The sequence below is a fragment of the Calothrix anomala FACHB-343 genome (genome assembly GCF_014696435.1).
In the GTDB taxonomy this organism is placed as follows: domain Bacteria; phylum Cyanobacteriota; class Cyanobacteriia; order Cyanobacteriales; family Nostocaceae; genus Aulosira; species Aulosira anomala_A.
Genome location: NZ_JACJQG010000013.1, coordinates 14,316 through 29,079, shown reverse-complemented (window position 1 = coordinate 29,079; position 14,764 = coordinate 14,316). Strand labels below are relative to the sequence as shown.

The window sequence follows — 14,764 nt, the reverse complement described above, 5'->3', positions numbered from 1 at the left end:
ACTAAAGTGAAAGAGACATCCAGTATTAAACTGTCTGTGTAAGTTGTGCTTGTTTTCTTTGATGGCGATCGCGCTGGAGATTTCAGCTACCGTCCGCTCAAAGTCAACCCTCTCGTGGTAACCGGGGAAATAGCTATAATTGCTGCGCATCTCATAGCTATGACATCCATGAGATCGGTTTTATAAAGATATATTTCATATAGCTTTACCATAACATTCACCTTCTTCATTAAGCGATGAATCGTCATGTTTTGCTGTTTTTAGAGATGACAGCAAAAATTTTTGTGGCGGCGAAGCAAAGGTGAGGGGATCGTCGCCATGCCATATTCTTCAAGACTGGGATTGAGAATTGGCAAAGCATTTGTCAAAAAATCAATATGAAAAACTTCTGTTATAGTGTATAATTGTACAGAAATAAAAAATATTTACAAAAATTTTATATTAGACACCTATCTTTAGATAGAAATAATGCAGAAATATGCAGTTGGTAGTCGGAGTTACAGCTTGTGGGGATCGCCAAGTGTTAGTTTTGCTAGTGTAATGTAAAATTGTGGCGTAAAGCTCCTCAGCAGTTATGGCTCAAATACTAGATCCACTACCACCTGAGCAATCGGGGACAATTCTCTGCTGCTACGTAAATGCCACGAGCAAAATCCAGGTTGCCCGCATCACAAATATTCCCAATTGGTATTTTGAAAGGGTTGTTTTTCCTGGGCAAAGGCTCGTGTTTGAAGCCCCTAGAGAAGGTCAAATGGAAATTCATACGGGGATGATGGCAAGTGCAATTTTATCGGATACTATACCTTGCATACGCCTAGCAATTAATGAGCATGGTACTTATGAGTCAAGTAACAACTCAGATGTAACAATAGGCTCTATTCATAAAAATCCACTGGTGCAGCCAATTAATACAAAAATTGAAGATACAACAAAACCATTATCAGTAGCTGGTTTAGCATCAATTGATTAAAAAAATTTTTTTCTCAAATTTTAGGGTTGCTGGGTTCAGCAGCCTTTTTTGTTGATTGGGCATTGGGCATTGGGCATTGGGGAAGAGTCAACTGTCAATGGTCAACAGTCAACAGTCAAATAGAATTCTTAATTTTGAATTTTGAATTTTGAATTTTGAATTTTGAATTGTTTGTCCCCCTGCCCCCTGCCTCCTAATCCGCGTTGTACTCTACAATCAATGTATGAATTTGCCTTCTTTTCTTTGGTTGTGGAAAATAGCGGCTTGGTCGATGGGGTTATCCTTGCTGGCATACGTAATGTTGGCGACGACTGGCTTTTGGATGTATAAGGCGAGAAATTTGCAACAGCCTCCGAGTTTACCGATGTTTCAACGCGGACTTGGGAGAATGCGATCGCTTCACTTTACTATGGGTATTACTATGGTCAGCTTAGTACTGCTACTGCTGGCCATTGGCATTATCGGTACTTTGGGTCATTTTGGTTCCCTGGGTCACTCATCACACTTGGTTGCTGGATTATTAGTAGTTGTCTTAGTTTTGCTTTCGGCTTTCAGCGCTACGCAAATCAGCCCTGAGAGACCTTGGGTAAGAAATTTACATGTCACTCTCAATATTATTTTATTTATCGGTTTTGCTTGGGTATCACTCACCGGTTGGATTGTCGTGCAAAAATATTTACCTTAATTATTTATTGATTAAGCTAATCTGCTTTGAAGTTGCACAATCCATTGTGAGGGCTGTTGACTGTTGACTGTTGACAGCCCTTATTAGTAGTTACGCAATTTAGATGCGTATTAGCTTATTTACAACCTTGCAGCAGCAAGCCCAGTCTCAGAAGATACACTGGTACATGAAGCTGTCAAATGTTTGGTTGTTGTAAAATACTGAATTTGTGGCAGCTTTTGGCACATTACGGATAAGATAGTCCAAATATCTTATTTTCTCACTTATGCTGGAAAAATAAGATGAATGCGATCGCGATCGCTGATTTTTATTTCAGTACGAAATATTATTATCAGTGTTAAAATTAGCTAACAGTAGCAGCAAAAATACCATGATCGGTCAACTCTTGGACGGACGTTATGAAATAGTTCAAGTCTTGGGCGGAGGGGCCTTTGGAAAAACCTTTTTGGCAAAAGATCTCAAGCGTCCAACTCATCCGCAATGCGTGGTTAAGCAGCTGAGCTACTCAAGCCAAGACCCTTTAGCCTTAAGTGCGGCGCGCCGATTATTTAAAAAAGAAGCAGAAATATTAGAAAAATTGGGTAGACATGACCAAATACCCACTTTATTAGCAGAATTTGAGCAAGATAAAGAATTTTACTTAGTTCAGCAATTAATTGATGGTCATCCTTTACACCAAGAAATACAACCACATCAACCTTGGCATGAACAGCAAGTTACCCAGCTATTAACAGAAGTTTTAAGCATTTTAGTATTTGTACATAGTCAGGGAGTGATTCACCGCGATATTAAACCATCTAATTTAATGCGCCGCTCTACTGATAGAAGATTAGTATTAATTGATTTTGGTGCAGTTAAAGAAATCAACGCGCAAATTCCGCATGGACAATTGACACCCACTGCGGCTGTTGGAACTGCGGCTTATATGCCAATGGAACAATTTCATGGTTTTCCCCAATTCAACAGTGATATTTATGCTTTGGGAATGATTGCTATCCAAGCGCTGTTGGGTTTACCAGCCCATGATTTAACCAAGCTGCGCGGTAACAGCAGTCCTACACCTGGCGAAATAGTTTGGCGCAACCAAGTTAAAGTTAGTCCGGCTTTGGCAGATGTGATTGATAAAATGGTTGTGGCTGATTGGCGCAGCCGTTACCAAGCAGCTAGTGAAGTACTGGCAGATTTAAGTAAAATCGCGGCTTATTCTCCAGGTTTTTCACCACTGCCCACAAAAATTAGTAAAAATAATCCAATACCGTTAAAAATTCCCGTCAAACCATCTATTGTCATTGGGGTAATCGGATTAATTGCAGTTTCCGGAATTGGTTTTGCTGTATATCGTCAGCTACCGATAACCCAAGCAGTAGCATTTTATGAACGGGGACGAGAAAAATTAGAGAAAAAAGATAAGTCAGAAGCGATTAAAGAATTCACTCAAGCTATCAAGCTTAATCCTAAGTATGCGGAAGCATATTATGAACGAGCAAATGCTCACTTTTTGGCGAGTAACTTTCAACGTGCGGCGGAAGATGCAAGCAAAGCGATTGAATTAAATAAAAATTATTTTGAAGCTTATAGTCGTCACTGTGCTGCACTTTTGCTGCTACAACAACCCCAGAAAGCCGAAGAGCAATGCACGCAAGCCATTAAGCTTAATGCTATGTATGGTGATGCTTACTTAAATCGAGCTAATGCGCGGCGTAATTTAAAAAATAAAGACGGAGCATTGGCAGATTTTACTAAGTTAATAGACTTAAATCTCAACGATCCTCAGGCTTATATTAACCGGGGTGTTTTATATATTGAACAATTTCAAGATTACAATAAGGCGATCGCTGATTATAACCAAGCTCTACAATTAACCACTAATAAACCAGATATCGCCGCGATCGCCTATGATGGCCGAGGTAACGCTTTAGCCGCCCAAAATAAATTACAAGGAGCGATTGACGATTTTACTCAAGCAATCGAACACAAAAAAGATTTTGCCCAAGCTTACTTTAATCGCGGCCGGGTTTACGCTGCACTTGGCTCTAGGGAAGAGGCCATTCAAGATTTTGAGAAAGCTGATACACTTTGTAGTCAACAAGGACTGACGAATTGTGCCAAGCTAGCCCAATCTTTTATTCAACAACTTCAGCCGTAATGGGGCATTGGGCATTGGGCATTGGGCATTGGGCATTGGGTATTGGGCATTTCTCGGAGACGCGATGAATCGCGTCTCTACAATTGTCTCCGTTTTCTTTTTTATAAAGTTTTGTAAATAATTTGAATTATTCCTACCTGTAACGCCGATAAGCTATCAAACAGGTGAAAGGAGGTTCGCAATTGTCATGATATTCCAACCTATATTAATTGGGTCTGGATGACTTTTATGTCTAATGACTTGAAGGAATCTCCTTTGATTGGCTTGCTGGAAGCTGCTTTAAATAACTCAATGGCCAGAAGCAGGTTATTACAGCAACAAAAAACGCTCCAGGAAATTATGAATGATATTCCGGCGCGTCAATGGTTATTTGCACAATTATCTCAAGCCGAGAATCCAGAGCGGGTGAAGGATTTCATTATCGCGATGATGAAGTCTTCCCGGTTAATTTGGAACGGCGCAAGAATATCACCAGATGTATATAGTGAAGCTTTATCAAGAACTTGGGTATGGTTTATGGAAAATCTGGGGCAGTATCAGCCAACAACGGCTAGTTTTGTCACCTGGTTTAACCAAAAACTGCGCTGGATCATTCATGATGTAATTCGCCAAAAAGCTGATGAAGAAAGAAGACGGTTAAATGCTGTTACAGATGCAGAAAATCATCAGTGGATGGAACCACCAGCGCCAGATCCGGATCGCTGGGATGAAACTATCCAAGAATGGCTAGATTTATTGCAAAATCATCCCCAAGCCTTCAAAAATTGTCGAATGCAGAGTTATCCCCAGGTTAACTGTCAAATTTTGTTGATTCATATTTTAAAGGTGTTACAAGATTCCGGAAATTTTTCTTGGAATGCGATCGCTCAAGAATATGCAATCGAACCATCAGCACTGAGGAGATTTTGTCGCACAAGATGTTTCTCGCATTTAAAACAGTTGTTGGACTAGGGGCTAGGGGGACAATTGTACAGACGCGATGAATCGCGTCTCTGACAACTGAACAGACGCGATTCATCGCGTCTCTGACAACTGACAACGAACAAATCATGATAAATACCGCAGAAAGATTTCCGCAGATTGCAATTGCAATTACAGCAACGGATCGAATACAAGCTTACAAATTTGCGCAACAGCAATTAACCGAAGAGCGATCGCAACAAGTTTACCGCAATACCTTGGCTGTATTAGTCATGCGGCGTTATTTACAACTATTAGGTATCGACAGCGATTTAGAACTCAGTCATAGCTGGAATCCCCTAGAACGCCTGATTGAAAATATTGCGGACTTGTATATTCCTAGTTTGGAAGGCTTTTTAGAATGTCGGTGCTTGCGTCAGCGCGATCGCAAATGTCACATCCCACAAGAAGTTTGGACAGAACGCATTGGTTACGCGATCGTGCAACTCGATGAACCTTACCAAGAAGGGCACATTTTAGGATTTGTTGAATCTATATCAGTAACAGAACTACCGCGTAGCTATTTTCAATCATTGGATTTATTGTTAGAGCGTTTAACCTTAGAACCAGCAGCAGAACCAATTGTAAAACTAACACAATGGCTACAACATAAATTTGAATCTGATTGGCAACCTGCACCAACATTACTCAGCAATTTTCGCAGCATGAAAACGTTAATTGAGCAGCCACAACAGCAACTGCAAAATCGAGGTAACGATGTAATTCGCCAACGAGTTGAACAACTTTATCGCGGAAGTTATTGTGATTTATATCTCACTCCCCAAGAAGCTTTGGTAAAACTTATCCAAACAACTGAGGATGATGAAATTCGTTGGCAAGCTGCTGAGTTATTGTGGGAAATAGAACCAAAGCATCCATCATGTCCAGTAATTAATGCTAAAGATTTAGGTATTTATCTCCTGGGATATTCCATAGTCTTAATGGTAGGAATTTTGCCTAAATTAGATAGCAAAATGTTAATTTTATTGCGAGTTTATCCCTTAGAAAAATCGTCTCATTTACCATCAGGATTAAAGCTCATGGGGTTAGATGAAAATGGTAGGCCGTTTTTTTCTATAGAATCACGCCAGAAAGATGATTATATTCAGTTTAAGTTTACAGCCGATGCAGGCGATCGCTTCCGTGCCCTTGTTGTTCTCAATGATGCCAGCTTTAGCGAAGATTTTATAATTTAGCTAACTCTTGCGTAGTTTTGCGGAATCATGCTTATCTAATAATAAACCCTTGAATTCCCAATATCCTCGCTAGGTCGTTTATGGTGCTATCCTCCTCTAGTCTTCAACCTCCTCAAAATGTCGCTGTTGTACTTGAGATTAGTAGCGGTAGCTTTGATGACGGCTTTTGTGTCAGAGTGCAAATTTTTGAAGACGGTAAAATTATTGATGAACACTATGATTTAACTGAGATTCCCCCAGCGTCGCCGATACCAAAGTTATACGAAAATTGGCAAGATATATTACTGGAGAATAGTCGCACCCTACAAGCTGTTCCCGGACAGGTAACAAACGTAGCTTTAGATAGTTGGAAACAAAGAGCCGAAGAGCTAGAGAATTACTGTAAGAACTGGTTTCAAAATCCAGCCTTTAAAAGTTTACGCGATCGCATTCAAGCCAATATCAAAGTCAAAGCCGATCAATCTGTGCCGATTATCATTAGATGTCATACTGCAAATCATCGGCATAATGATGTTTTACGGAGACTACCTTGGCATATCTGGGATTTATTTTCTAAACTCCCTAACACTGAATTTGCCTTATTTACTAGATTTCACAATCAAGTAGCTACCTTTACAACACCAGTCAAAGTTTTAGCTATATTCGGCAGTTCTCAGGGAAATTTACAACTAGAAGCCGATAGAAAAGCTCTCGAACTTTTGGAAGCAAGAGGAGCAAGAATTACTTGGAAAGTGGAGCCAACAGAAGAAGATATTGCTCATTTATTATTTGATAATGTTTGGGATATTCTGTTTTTTGCTGGTCATAGTTCCAGTAAAGTAATAGGTGGACAAATTCAAATTAGTCAGGATAAATTTTTACCTTTAGAAGCATTAACTCCCAGCTTAAAGCGAGCAGTAAATAAAGGTTTAAAGTTAGCAATTTTCAATTCCTGTGATGGCTTAGGAATTGCAGATTTTTTGACACAGTTAAACGTTCCAGCCTCAATAGTGATGCGGGAACCCGTACCAGATAGAATTGCTGGTCAATTTTTACTCTATTTTTTACGAGAATTTTCGCAAGGTATACCCCTGTGTTTAGCAGTTAGGGAAGCACGCGATCGCCTAGATGCTTTAAAGGCTACTTTTCCCACTGCTTCTTGGCTACCTGTCGTTTGTCTCAATCCCAATCAACCAGAATTTGTTTGGCCTACTCAAACCTCAGAAATGATACCAAATCCCTCTCCTCCCCCTCCACCTTTCCCACTGCTTAAGAAAATCTTAGGTTTGGCTGCTGTCGTAGGAATTATTGCAGCCACTTTAATTTATATTAATCGCTGTTCAATTTTCTCTTCAAGCTGTAAACCCCCAGGAAATGATGAAACAATTCAACCTAAAATAGACAACTTTATGAGCTTGGGTGAAAAAGCAATTGCTGATAGCACAGTCAAATTGAGTCAACCATATCTTGGATTAAAAGAGCAAGGAATTAAAGAATTTGCTCAAGGTGACTATGATAGTGCATACAAAACTTTTGATAGTCTCCGCTTTCAAGCAGGAAACAATAAAAAAGTTCAAGGTTTACGTCAAACAGCTTTAGCAGCATTGCAAGATCCAGAAGTGCTAATTTATCGTAACAATGCTTTCGTAAATACGCGACATAAACAAAATCCTATCTTTCCAATTTACACCATTGCTGTAGCAGCACCCTTAAATGTTAATTCTGGATTAGATATCTTATTTGGCGTGGCTCAAGCTCAAGATGTAGCAGTTAAAAACGGTATAAATTTACAAGTTGTCATTGCTAACGATCTCAATCAACAAAAGCAAGCTCAACAAATTGCTACAAAACTATCCCAAAATCAAAAAATTCTCGCTGTAGTAGGACATTACACCTCACCTAATACCTGTGAAGCTTTAAAAGTTTATTCACCAAACGAACTTGTCTTAATTTCTCCCACCAGCACTGTATTGAATTTACAAAGTTGTGCTACTGCCAATAAAGTATTCTTCCGCACAACTACATCTACTCGAGACGAAGCAAAAAGTTTGGTGCAATATTTAGTTAGTGATTTGCGAAGAAATCAACCAAAAGTAGTCATTTTTTACAGTAAAGAATGGTTTAGCCGAGATTTGACTGACGAATTTGAGAAGGTAATCCAATCATATCAAGGAAAAATACTTCTTAAAGTTGACTTATCCGATCCAAACTTTGATGCTAGTAAACTTCCGTCCGAGGTTCAAGAGGCAGATGCTTTGGTACTATTACCTGATGGCGGAACTGATGGTAATAAAACATTGGAAAATGCGATTAAAATTATCAAGTTAAATAATGGTAAAAAACCTATTTTAGGAGCCAATACTCTTTATCTTCAACAAGTACTTACTCAAGCTAAAACAGCTACAAAAAGCTTATTTTTACAAAGTGAATGGCATCCAAAACAGTGTGGTGCGCAAGACTTCGCTGAACAGATTCGTCAATATTGGGGTGGTGATTTAAATAGAAGAGTCGCCCTATCATACGAGGCTGTGCAAGCAATTGTCCAAGCTATTAAAAATCAAGATGTAGGTAAACCTATTGATAGAAAAACAATTCAACAGAAATTGACTGAGACAGGTATTCACCCAGATAAAGCAGCCTCTAGTGATGTGCTGAAAGGTTGGAAGATTATTTTTAAAGCAACAGGCGATCGCGAAGGAATTGACACCCAACCCATATTAACTGTTAAAGAGCATAATCAGCAATTGAAGTTTGATCTCGCCAAAGATATTCCTTGTCAATAGGTGAGAAACAATGCGACAGATAATAGGGTTATGGCAGTGCCATGCCCTCTAGTATATATTTATGTGCCACTCTATTTAAATTGGTATAAGATTTCTATTTTTTATGCAAAACATGCGTAGGGTAACCTAGATTGTGTAAATTTTAGTAACAATTGCGGAAATTGTGACTCTAACTGTAGATATTCCTTTAGCGGGGTGAAAAGCGATCGCTTAATGGTCTATTTTCCAGAAGAATTTACTCCTATGAACCAATGTTTAGCAAAAAAAGTATCACTGCAAATTTTGCTAGTTGATAGTTATGATATTGCTCTCAATGCAACAGCCCAATTGGTAAAGACTCAATATCCTGATGGAAATATTATCAGTACGCGAACAGCAAATGACGCTATTAATAAAATCGTAAATTGGCAACCAGATCTAATTATCATGGATATTTACCTACCAGAAAAATTAGGAGAAATAGCACAAACTAAGACAGGTCTGGATTTCTTACAACAGGTAATGCAAAAATATCCTAAATTGAATATATTTGTCCAAAGTCCTTATGTTAAAAGACTAGTGCAAATTAAACCTGCAATTGTTAAACATCAAGGCGGCTTTGTCATTGCTGATAAAAATGTTACTAGTCAAGAAATGCTCTCAATAATAGATGGAGCATTAAAAGGATTTACTCGCATTAAAGGAATTACAGATATCTATATATATCCAGATATTTATGAGAAATTAAACCTGAAACCAGAAATATTAAAACTACTAAGCCTAGCTTTTAATGAAGGATTGCAAGATAAAGCAATTGCTGCACATATTTGCGTATCTGAACGTACTGTACGTAAACATTGGGAGACATTGCAAGCAGCTTTAGGTATTGATTGTCATGAATTAAGAAATCAAGGGATAAACATCAGAGTTTTTACAAAAATTCGAGCGAGAGCAGCAGGATTAATTGATTGATCGATAAATTATCAAGCTGGTATGGGTAACATTTTCAGTACAAAATAAGTAAATTTGTAGTGAGAACTGAAGTTATTACTACAAATTTAATTTCTCAACTTTGAGAAGCGGCACTAATTCAAACTATAGCCATATCCAATAATATTAATGAGTAAAACGATTTATGTACAGCAAAATAATTCAAAGGCTAATTCTCTTTTCGATTGCTCTAATTTTCAGTATCACATTTTCTATCCATCATGTCCAAGCTGAATCAATACCCTTTTATTGGGACTTTATTAATGTAGATGTTGCCGTACAAACTAATGGTGACATGTTAATTACTGAAACCCAAAAATATACTTTTACTGGCGATTACACAAATCAACGTTATCGCTACATTCTTATAGATAAAATAGACGAAATTCAGGAAGTAACAGTATCAGAAAACGGGCAAATATTTCCCAGTGCCACCAAAATAGAAAATAATAAATTTTGGATTAATTGGGAACATCCATTAAAAGCACCAGAAAGTCATACGTTTGTACTGAAATATCGTGTTATTGGTGGATTGGAAGTCAATGAAAATGATGCACAAGTCTATTGGAAAGCTATATTTCCTGAGCGAAAAGCTGCTGTTAAACAAGCAAAAGTCATAGTTCGGTTTCCGGAACAATTCGCTACAAAAATTAAAGCTTTTCAAACCTGGGGTACAGAAGCCAATATTCGCAAAGTTGATGCTAAAACTATTGAAGCGATCGCATCAACAGCCATCGAACCAGGAAAAGAGCTAGGAGTTCAGGTAAACTTTGATAGCACTGGTACTGATATCAAACCATCACGATGGCAAAGTTCAGGATCTTCTTCATCTTCTGGTAATTGGTTTAGCTGGATATTTTGGGGATTTTTTGGTCTTATATTCTTATACGGCATGATCTTTGGTAGTAACAGCAGTAGCGATCGCACTGGTGGCGGTAGCGGTAGCGGTGGTAGCTGTGGCGGCGGTGGTGGTGGCTGCGGCGGTGGTTGTGGTGGTGGTTGTGGCGGTGGTGGTTAACTAACACTACCAATTAAAAAAATAATTTCTCTGGGCGGGGAAACCCCGCCCTTGTGAGTTTCCCTGTAAGTTAAGATCGCCAAAAGTAAAAGCTGAATATTACTATTAAAAAATCGCGCAAAAGACCAGCTAGCGTGGAAAATATTGAGAGTGTTCCCCAAAATTATGGATAACTCCCCTGTGCTTGCTCAAATAGATGGCTCTCTACCTAACTACAATCTAGAAAATACCCCGCCCATGAATTCAACAGAGAACCGGGTAGGGAGTGATTTTGATTCCCTAATGATGCTGCGGTGTATAGAACTCGCCCGTCGCGCTTTGGGGCGCACTTCCCCCAATCCGTTAGTGGGTGCAGTGGTTGTCAAAGATGGGGAGATTGTGGGCGAAGGGTTTCATCCCCGTGCGGGCGAACCTCATGCAGAAGTTTTTGCCCTCAGAGCCGCAGGAGAAGCTGCTCGTGGTGCTACTGTTTACGTAAATCTGGAACCTTGTAACCATTACGGGCGTACTCCACCTTGTTCGGAAGGTTTAATTAATGCGGGAGTCGCAAAAGTAGTAGTGGGGATGGTAGATCCAAATCCCCTAGTCGCTGGGGGCGGGATTGCCCGTTTACGTGCTGCTGGTATAGAAGTTTTAGTAGGGGTAGAAGAAGCTGCCTGTCAGCAACTCAACGAAGCTTTTGTCCATCGCATTCTCTACAAACGCCCTTTAGGTATTTTGAAGTATGCTATGACTTTAGATGGCAAAATTGCTACAACTTCCGGTCATAGTGCTTGGGTGACAAATCAAGCAGCCCGCAGTGAAGTACATCAGCTACGGGCTGCTTGTGATGCTGTGATTGTCGGCGGAAATACTGTGCGACAGGATAATCCTTATTTAACCAGCCATCAGGTAGGGGTTCATAATCCTTTACGAGTCGTGATGAGTCGCCATCTCAACTTGCCAGAAAATGCTCGCCTATGGCAAACATCTGAGGCTCCTACCTTAGTTTTGACAGAAGTAGCTGCTAACCCTAATGTTCAAGAAATGTTACGACAACGGGGGGTGGAAGTGGTAGAGTTCACTTCCTTGACACCAGATAATGTTATGGCGCACTTGTATGAACGGGGTTTTTGTAGCGTATTGTGGGAATGTGGTGGAACTTTAGCTGCGAGTGCGATCGCCAACAGAGCAGTCCAAAAAATTCTTGCTTTTATTGCTCCAAAAATCGTTGGTGGTAGTAATGCTCCTACACCCGTAGGCGATTTGGGCTTTACCACCATGACTGAAGCGTTACCCCTCGAAAATGTTCGTTGGCGTGTAATTGGTTCTGATTGCTTGGTAGAAGGTTATCTTAAGCGACATACTTAATTAATCTTCAATATTACAAAAGCAAAGAGCGATCGCTCTTAACACTGTCGTTCATAAGCTAAATCGCGAATCAGAGACAGGCGCGATTGAATATAATCACACAGAAAATCAGTCTCTTTCTGTTCTAACAATGCTTCGGTGTTGGTTTGCTTGACTAACCATTGCACCAAGCTAGCATCGTCTAGTTGTAATAAAGTCTTGGTCTGGGCAGTTTCCACCACCGACCAAAGCTGACGCATAATCTTAGGAGTCATCAGACCTCAATTTAATTATTAGCTTCGCTGTTTTCAGATTACACAATTCTGGCAACAGATTGCGGCATGAATGTAGAACCTGAGATAACTATTATCAAAAGCTTAATAAAGCGATTTATAACTTTATGAAGGTTAAGAATTATCAATCGCTATCGGCTAATTGTTGGGCTAGTTTTACTTGTTTTTCAAGTATATATACTTAATATTACCCTAAAACTTACTGCTTTCAGTGGAAGAAATAATAATATTATTCAGTTAACTCCAAATCTCGCTCTAGCAGGGCTTACCGCCAACATAAACCACAGATTTTAATTGCGATATTGCCATTTATTGCTAGAGAAACGTTATTAATACGAGGATTAGAGATTAATGTCCGGCAAAAACACAATAAAAAGAATTATTAATAGCATTTATTTTACTTGCCCTTAAAGATTTCTATACCTTAAGGAGGAAGAAAAATATTAAGATTTATTGGTCATGTGGAGTATAACAAATTACTCAATAACTTTGCAATCTTTATTCATCAGCTAGCAGTAAGTTATTAAAAATAATGGTAGAAGTTAATTGTTTAACCTCTACCACTGGTAAAAGTTTTTACTCGTCTTCAGACAAGAGCAAAAAATTCATGGGACAGATTGCTAATACTTAACGCCATTACCCAACAATTGGTATAACTTTTATCTCTAGAGTTGCTGTTGGTAATAGATCTCGATTGCACCTACAGCTTTCAGTAACGGAGAATCTAAATTCTCAATCCAATCAGCTACTTCACGCGCCAATCCTAGCGTCACATGTCCATCAGATGGTTGGAGGCGATCGCTAATTGTATTAGCTTTGATCTGCTGTAATTGCGCAATCAACGTATTTAATCGTTCTGAAGGTGAATCGTCAGCAGCAAGCATACCTTTCCCGACTTCTAGCGCTGTATCTACCAGTTGGAGAAATTCTTGTTTTTTTGCTTCCATCTTTTTTAAGTTAGACGATCATGTGATAAATCACACAAAGAGTGCATGAAAATGTCTCTTCCCAGTCAACAGTCAACAGTCAACGCTATTTTCTAGCTAGCCCCTTGCTTAGGGACAAGTAAATTTCTTAACTTTCATTGGAGTCCCTTCAGACCATTTTAAATTGGGATCTTTGGAATCTTGAATAAAGGTTTGCTGTCCACCACCAGGGTAACATTGTGCTGGGTCTTGGGGAGCTACTACCCCTTCATAAACTGTCGTTCCCGCAGGTACCGTCACAGTTAACATCATCGTCGCTTGGTTACCCCATTCTTGCTTTAAAGCTAAATTCCTGATGACATCAACATTTTTCTTATAGAGATTAGTAGTCAGATATCTGCCAAATTTATTTTTATCGGTACTGAAGTAGCGGTAGTAAGTTTTGTCTTCTTGGAGTTTAATTTCCTGACATTTAGAGTCTAAGAAAGTGACTGCAATTTCTACAGGTAAAGGACAATCAGGCGCAGTGGTTTGTGTCTGCGGGCTAGATTGATTTGATACTTTATATTGAGCAAAACTACTACCAACAACACCACCCAAAGAAAGCGAGCATAAAGCTATGCTAGTGAGTATATGTTTAAATTTCGTCATTTTTCGCTTGTAAACTCAAAGGAATTTGATTATAAAAAGTATAACTATATACTTTTTATTCGGCTAATTTTTTTATGAAAATTTTTGCTTCAACAAAAATTAATCCGATCGCCGACTTATAAACGAGCGATCGGATTAATTTTTAGATGATTATTGCGTCAAATTACGATAAATTACCCGAATAATTGGCGAATAAGAGACGAAGAAAGTTATTTTAGCCAAATTTTCCTACATAATGGCAAATGACCACTGTACGGGCGGGTTCACCGATATCCTCATTTATTAACAAAGATCCAAATAAACCCGCCCCTACTGACTATTGACTATTGACTATTGACTATTGACCAATGACCATCTTCAATCTTGATACTCTACCCAACTATTCGGTGTTTCGGAAACTCGAACTTTGAGCTGTACCTCTGCGGGTAACTTCTGCTTAGTTTGATCGTAAATATACTTGGCGATCATCTCCGCAGTTGTTTCGTATTCTGGAGGTAAGACTTCATTGAGAACGCAATGATCGAGTCCGCCTTTGGTTACATCTTGTTTAGCCCATTTTAAGGTTTTAAAATCAGCTACCATAACTGGATGCGGGCAATATTCTGAAGAGTGCAACGTTGATGATGTAGCTTCGAGTCTCACTTTATAAGTATGTCCGTGCATTCGACCACAAGGGCCATCATAATCTTTGATATAGTGAGCGCTATCAAAGGTGAATTCTGTAACTAATTTCCATTTGGGCATTTTGACATCACCTCATAGTCTATAGTGACTGAAATACTCACGCCACCATATCTCATTCACAATCACAACTAGATATATACAAGTATTGCTTAATTCTTGCAGGCTTGACTATGAG

14 protein-coding genes are annotated in these 14,764 nt (G+C 39.1%); 10 read left to right on the top strand and 4 right to left on the bottom strand.

What is annotated here, in order from left to right:
- Positions 1–45: 45 nt before the first annotated feature.
- From H6G08_RS09445 to ribD, 10 genes are all read left to right on the top strand, one after another.
- A complete protein-coding gene (locus H6G08_RS09445) occupies positions 46–186 on the top strand; it encodes a hypothetical protein (protein ID WP_190540858.1) in 141 nt (46 codons plus the stop codon).
- A gap of 388 nt (positions 187–574) precedes the next feature.
- A complete protein-coding gene (locus H6G08_RS09440; protein WP_190540855.1) occupies positions 575–970 on the top strand; it encodes a DUF1830 domain-containing protein in 396 nt (131 codons plus the stop codon).
- Positions 971–1,193: 223 nt separating this feature from the next.
- On the top strand, positions 1,194–1,655 hold the full coding sequence (locus H6G08_RS09435) for a DUF4079 domain-containing protein (RefSeq protein ID WP_190540852.1): 462 nt from the start codon (positions 1,194–1,196) through the stop codon (positions 1,653–1,655).
- Between the two features lie 370 nt (positions 1,656–2,025).
- On the top strand, positions 2,026–3,801 hold the full coding sequence (locus tag H6G08_RS09430; RefSeq protein WP_190540849.1) for a serine/threonine-protein kinase: 1,776 nt from the start codon (positions 2,026–2,028) through the stop codon (positions 3,799–3,801).
- Positions 3,802–4,029: 228 nt separating this feature from the next.
- A complete protein-coding gene (locus H6G08_RS09425) occupies positions 4,030–4,752 on the top strand; it encodes a hypothetical protein (RefSeq protein WP_190540846.1) in 723 nt (240 codons plus the stop codon).
- 98 nt (positions 4,753–4,850) lie between these two features.
- The gene (locus H6G08_RS09420; protein ID WP_190540843.1) at positions 4,851–5,957 is read left to right on the top strand and encodes a DUF1822 family protein; all 1,107 of its coding nucleotides are present in this window, start codon (positions 4,851–4,853) and stop codon (positions 5,955–5,957) included.
- A gap of 80 nt (positions 5,958–6,037) precedes the next feature.
- Positions 6,038–8,719, top strand: a complete 2,682-nt coding sequence (locus H6G08_RS09415; protein WP_190540840.1) for an ABC transporter substrate-binding protein — start codon at positions 6,038–6,040, stop codon at positions 8,717–8,719.
- Positions 8,720–8,932: 213 nt separating this feature from the next.
- The gene (locus H6G08_RS09410; RefSeq protein WP_242046110.1) at positions 8,933–9,670 is read left to right on the top strand and encodes a helix-turn-helix domain-containing protein; all 738 of its coding nucleotides are present in this window, start codon (positions 8,933–8,935) and stop codon (positions 9,668–9,670) included.
- Positions 9,671–9,833: 163 nt separating this feature from the next.
- Positions 9,834–10,706 (top strand): DUF2207 domain-containing protein, encoded by an 873-nt coding sequence (locus tag H6G08_RS09405; protein ID WP_190540837.1) that lies wholly within the window; start codon positions 9,834–9,836, stop codon positions 10,704–10,706.
- Positions 10,707–10,871: 165 nt separating this feature from the next.
- Positions 10,872–12,056: a bifunctional diaminohydroxyphosphoribosylaminopyrimidine deaminase/5-amino-6-(5-phosphoribosylamino)uracil reductase RibD gene (gene ribD / locus H6G08_RS09400; protein WP_190540834.1), complete on the top strand. Its 1,185-nt coding sequence runs from the start codon at positions 10,872–10,874 to the stop codon at positions 12,054–12,056.
- 38 nt (positions 12,057–12,094) lie between these two features.
- On the opposite strand, the gene H6G08_RS09395 is transcribed toward ribD, so the two are convergent.
- The 4 genes from H6G08_RS09395 to H6G08_RS09380 form a co-directional block, all read right to left on the bottom strand.
- A complete protein-coding gene (locus H6G08_RS09395) occupies positions 12,095–12,310 on the bottom strand; it encodes a hypothetical protein (RefSeq protein WP_096645595.1) in 216 nt (71 codons plus the stop codon).
- Positions 12,311–12,993: 683 nt separating this feature from the next.
- Complete coding sequence (locus H6G08_RS09390) at positions 12,994–13,275, bottom strand: hypothetical protein (protein WP_190540830.1); 282 nt, start codon at positions 13,273–13,275, stop codon at positions 12,994–12,996.
- Between the two features lie 108 nt (positions 13,276–13,383).
- Positions 13,384–13,905: a hypothetical protein gene (locus tag H6G08_RS09385; protein WP_190540826.1), complete on the bottom strand. Its 522-nt coding sequence runs from the start codon at positions 13,903–13,905 to the stop codon at positions 13,384–13,386.
- A gap of 357 nt (positions 13,906–14,262) precedes the next feature.
- Positions 14,263–14,649, bottom strand: a complete 387-nt coding sequence (locus H6G08_RS09380) for a 6-pyruvoyl trahydropterin synthase family protein (protein WP_190540823.1) — start codon at positions 14,647–14,649, stop codon at positions 14,263–14,265.
- Between the last annotated feature and the right edge of the window lie 115 nt (positions 14,650–14,764).

Coding starts and splice junctions, on each gene's coding strand:
- H6G08_RS09380 (WP_190540823.1), bottom strand. CDS start 14,649: ATGCCCAAATGGAAATTAGTTACAGAATTCACCTTTGATAGCGCTCAC.
- H6G08_RS09395 (WP_096645595.1), bottom strand. CDS start 12,310: ATGACTCCTAAGATTATGCGTCAGCTTTGGTCGGTGGTGGAAACTGCC.
- H6G08_RS09430 (WP_190540849.1), top strand. CDS start 2,026: ATGATCGGTCAACTCTTGGACGGACGTTATGAAATAGTTCAAGTCTTG.
- ribD (WP_190540834.1), top strand. CDS start 10,872: ATGGATAACTCCCCTGTGCTTGCTCAAATAGATGGCTCTCTACCTAAC.
- H6G08_RS09440 (WP_190540855.1), top strand. CDS start 575: ATGGCTCAAATACTAGATCCACTACCACCTGAGCAATCGGGGACAATT.
- H6G08_RS09390 (WP_190540830.1), bottom strand. CDS start 13,275: ATGGAAGCAAAAAAACAAGAATTTCTCCAACTGGTAGATACAGCGCTA.
- H6G08_RS09410 (WP_242046110.1), top strand. CDS start 8,933: ATGGTCTATTTTCCAGAAGAATTTACTCCTATGAACCAATGTTTAGCA.
- H6G08_RS09405 (WP_190540837.1), top strand. CDS start 9,834: ATGTACAGCAAAATAATTCAAAGGCTAATTCTCTTTTCGATTGCTCTA.
- H6G08_RS09435 (WP_190540852.1), top strand. CDS start 1,194: ATGAATTTGCCTTCTTTTCTTTGGTTGTGGAAAATAGCGGCTTGGTCG.
- H6G08_RS09425 (WP_190540846.1), top strand. CDS start 4,030: ATGTCTAATGACTTGAAGGAATCTCCTTTGATTGGCTTGCTGGAAGCT.
- H6G08_RS09385 (WP_190540826.1), bottom strand. CDS start 13,905: ATGACGAAATTTAAACATATACTCACTAGCATAGCTTTATGCTCGCTT.
- H6G08_RS09415 (WP_190540840.1), top strand. CDS start 6,038: ATGGTGCTATCCTCCTCTAGTCTTCAACCTCCTCAAAATGTCGCTGTT.
- H6G08_RS09420 (WP_190540843.1), top strand. CDS start 4,851: ATGATAAATACCGCAGAAAGATTTCCGCAGATTGCAATTGCAATTACA.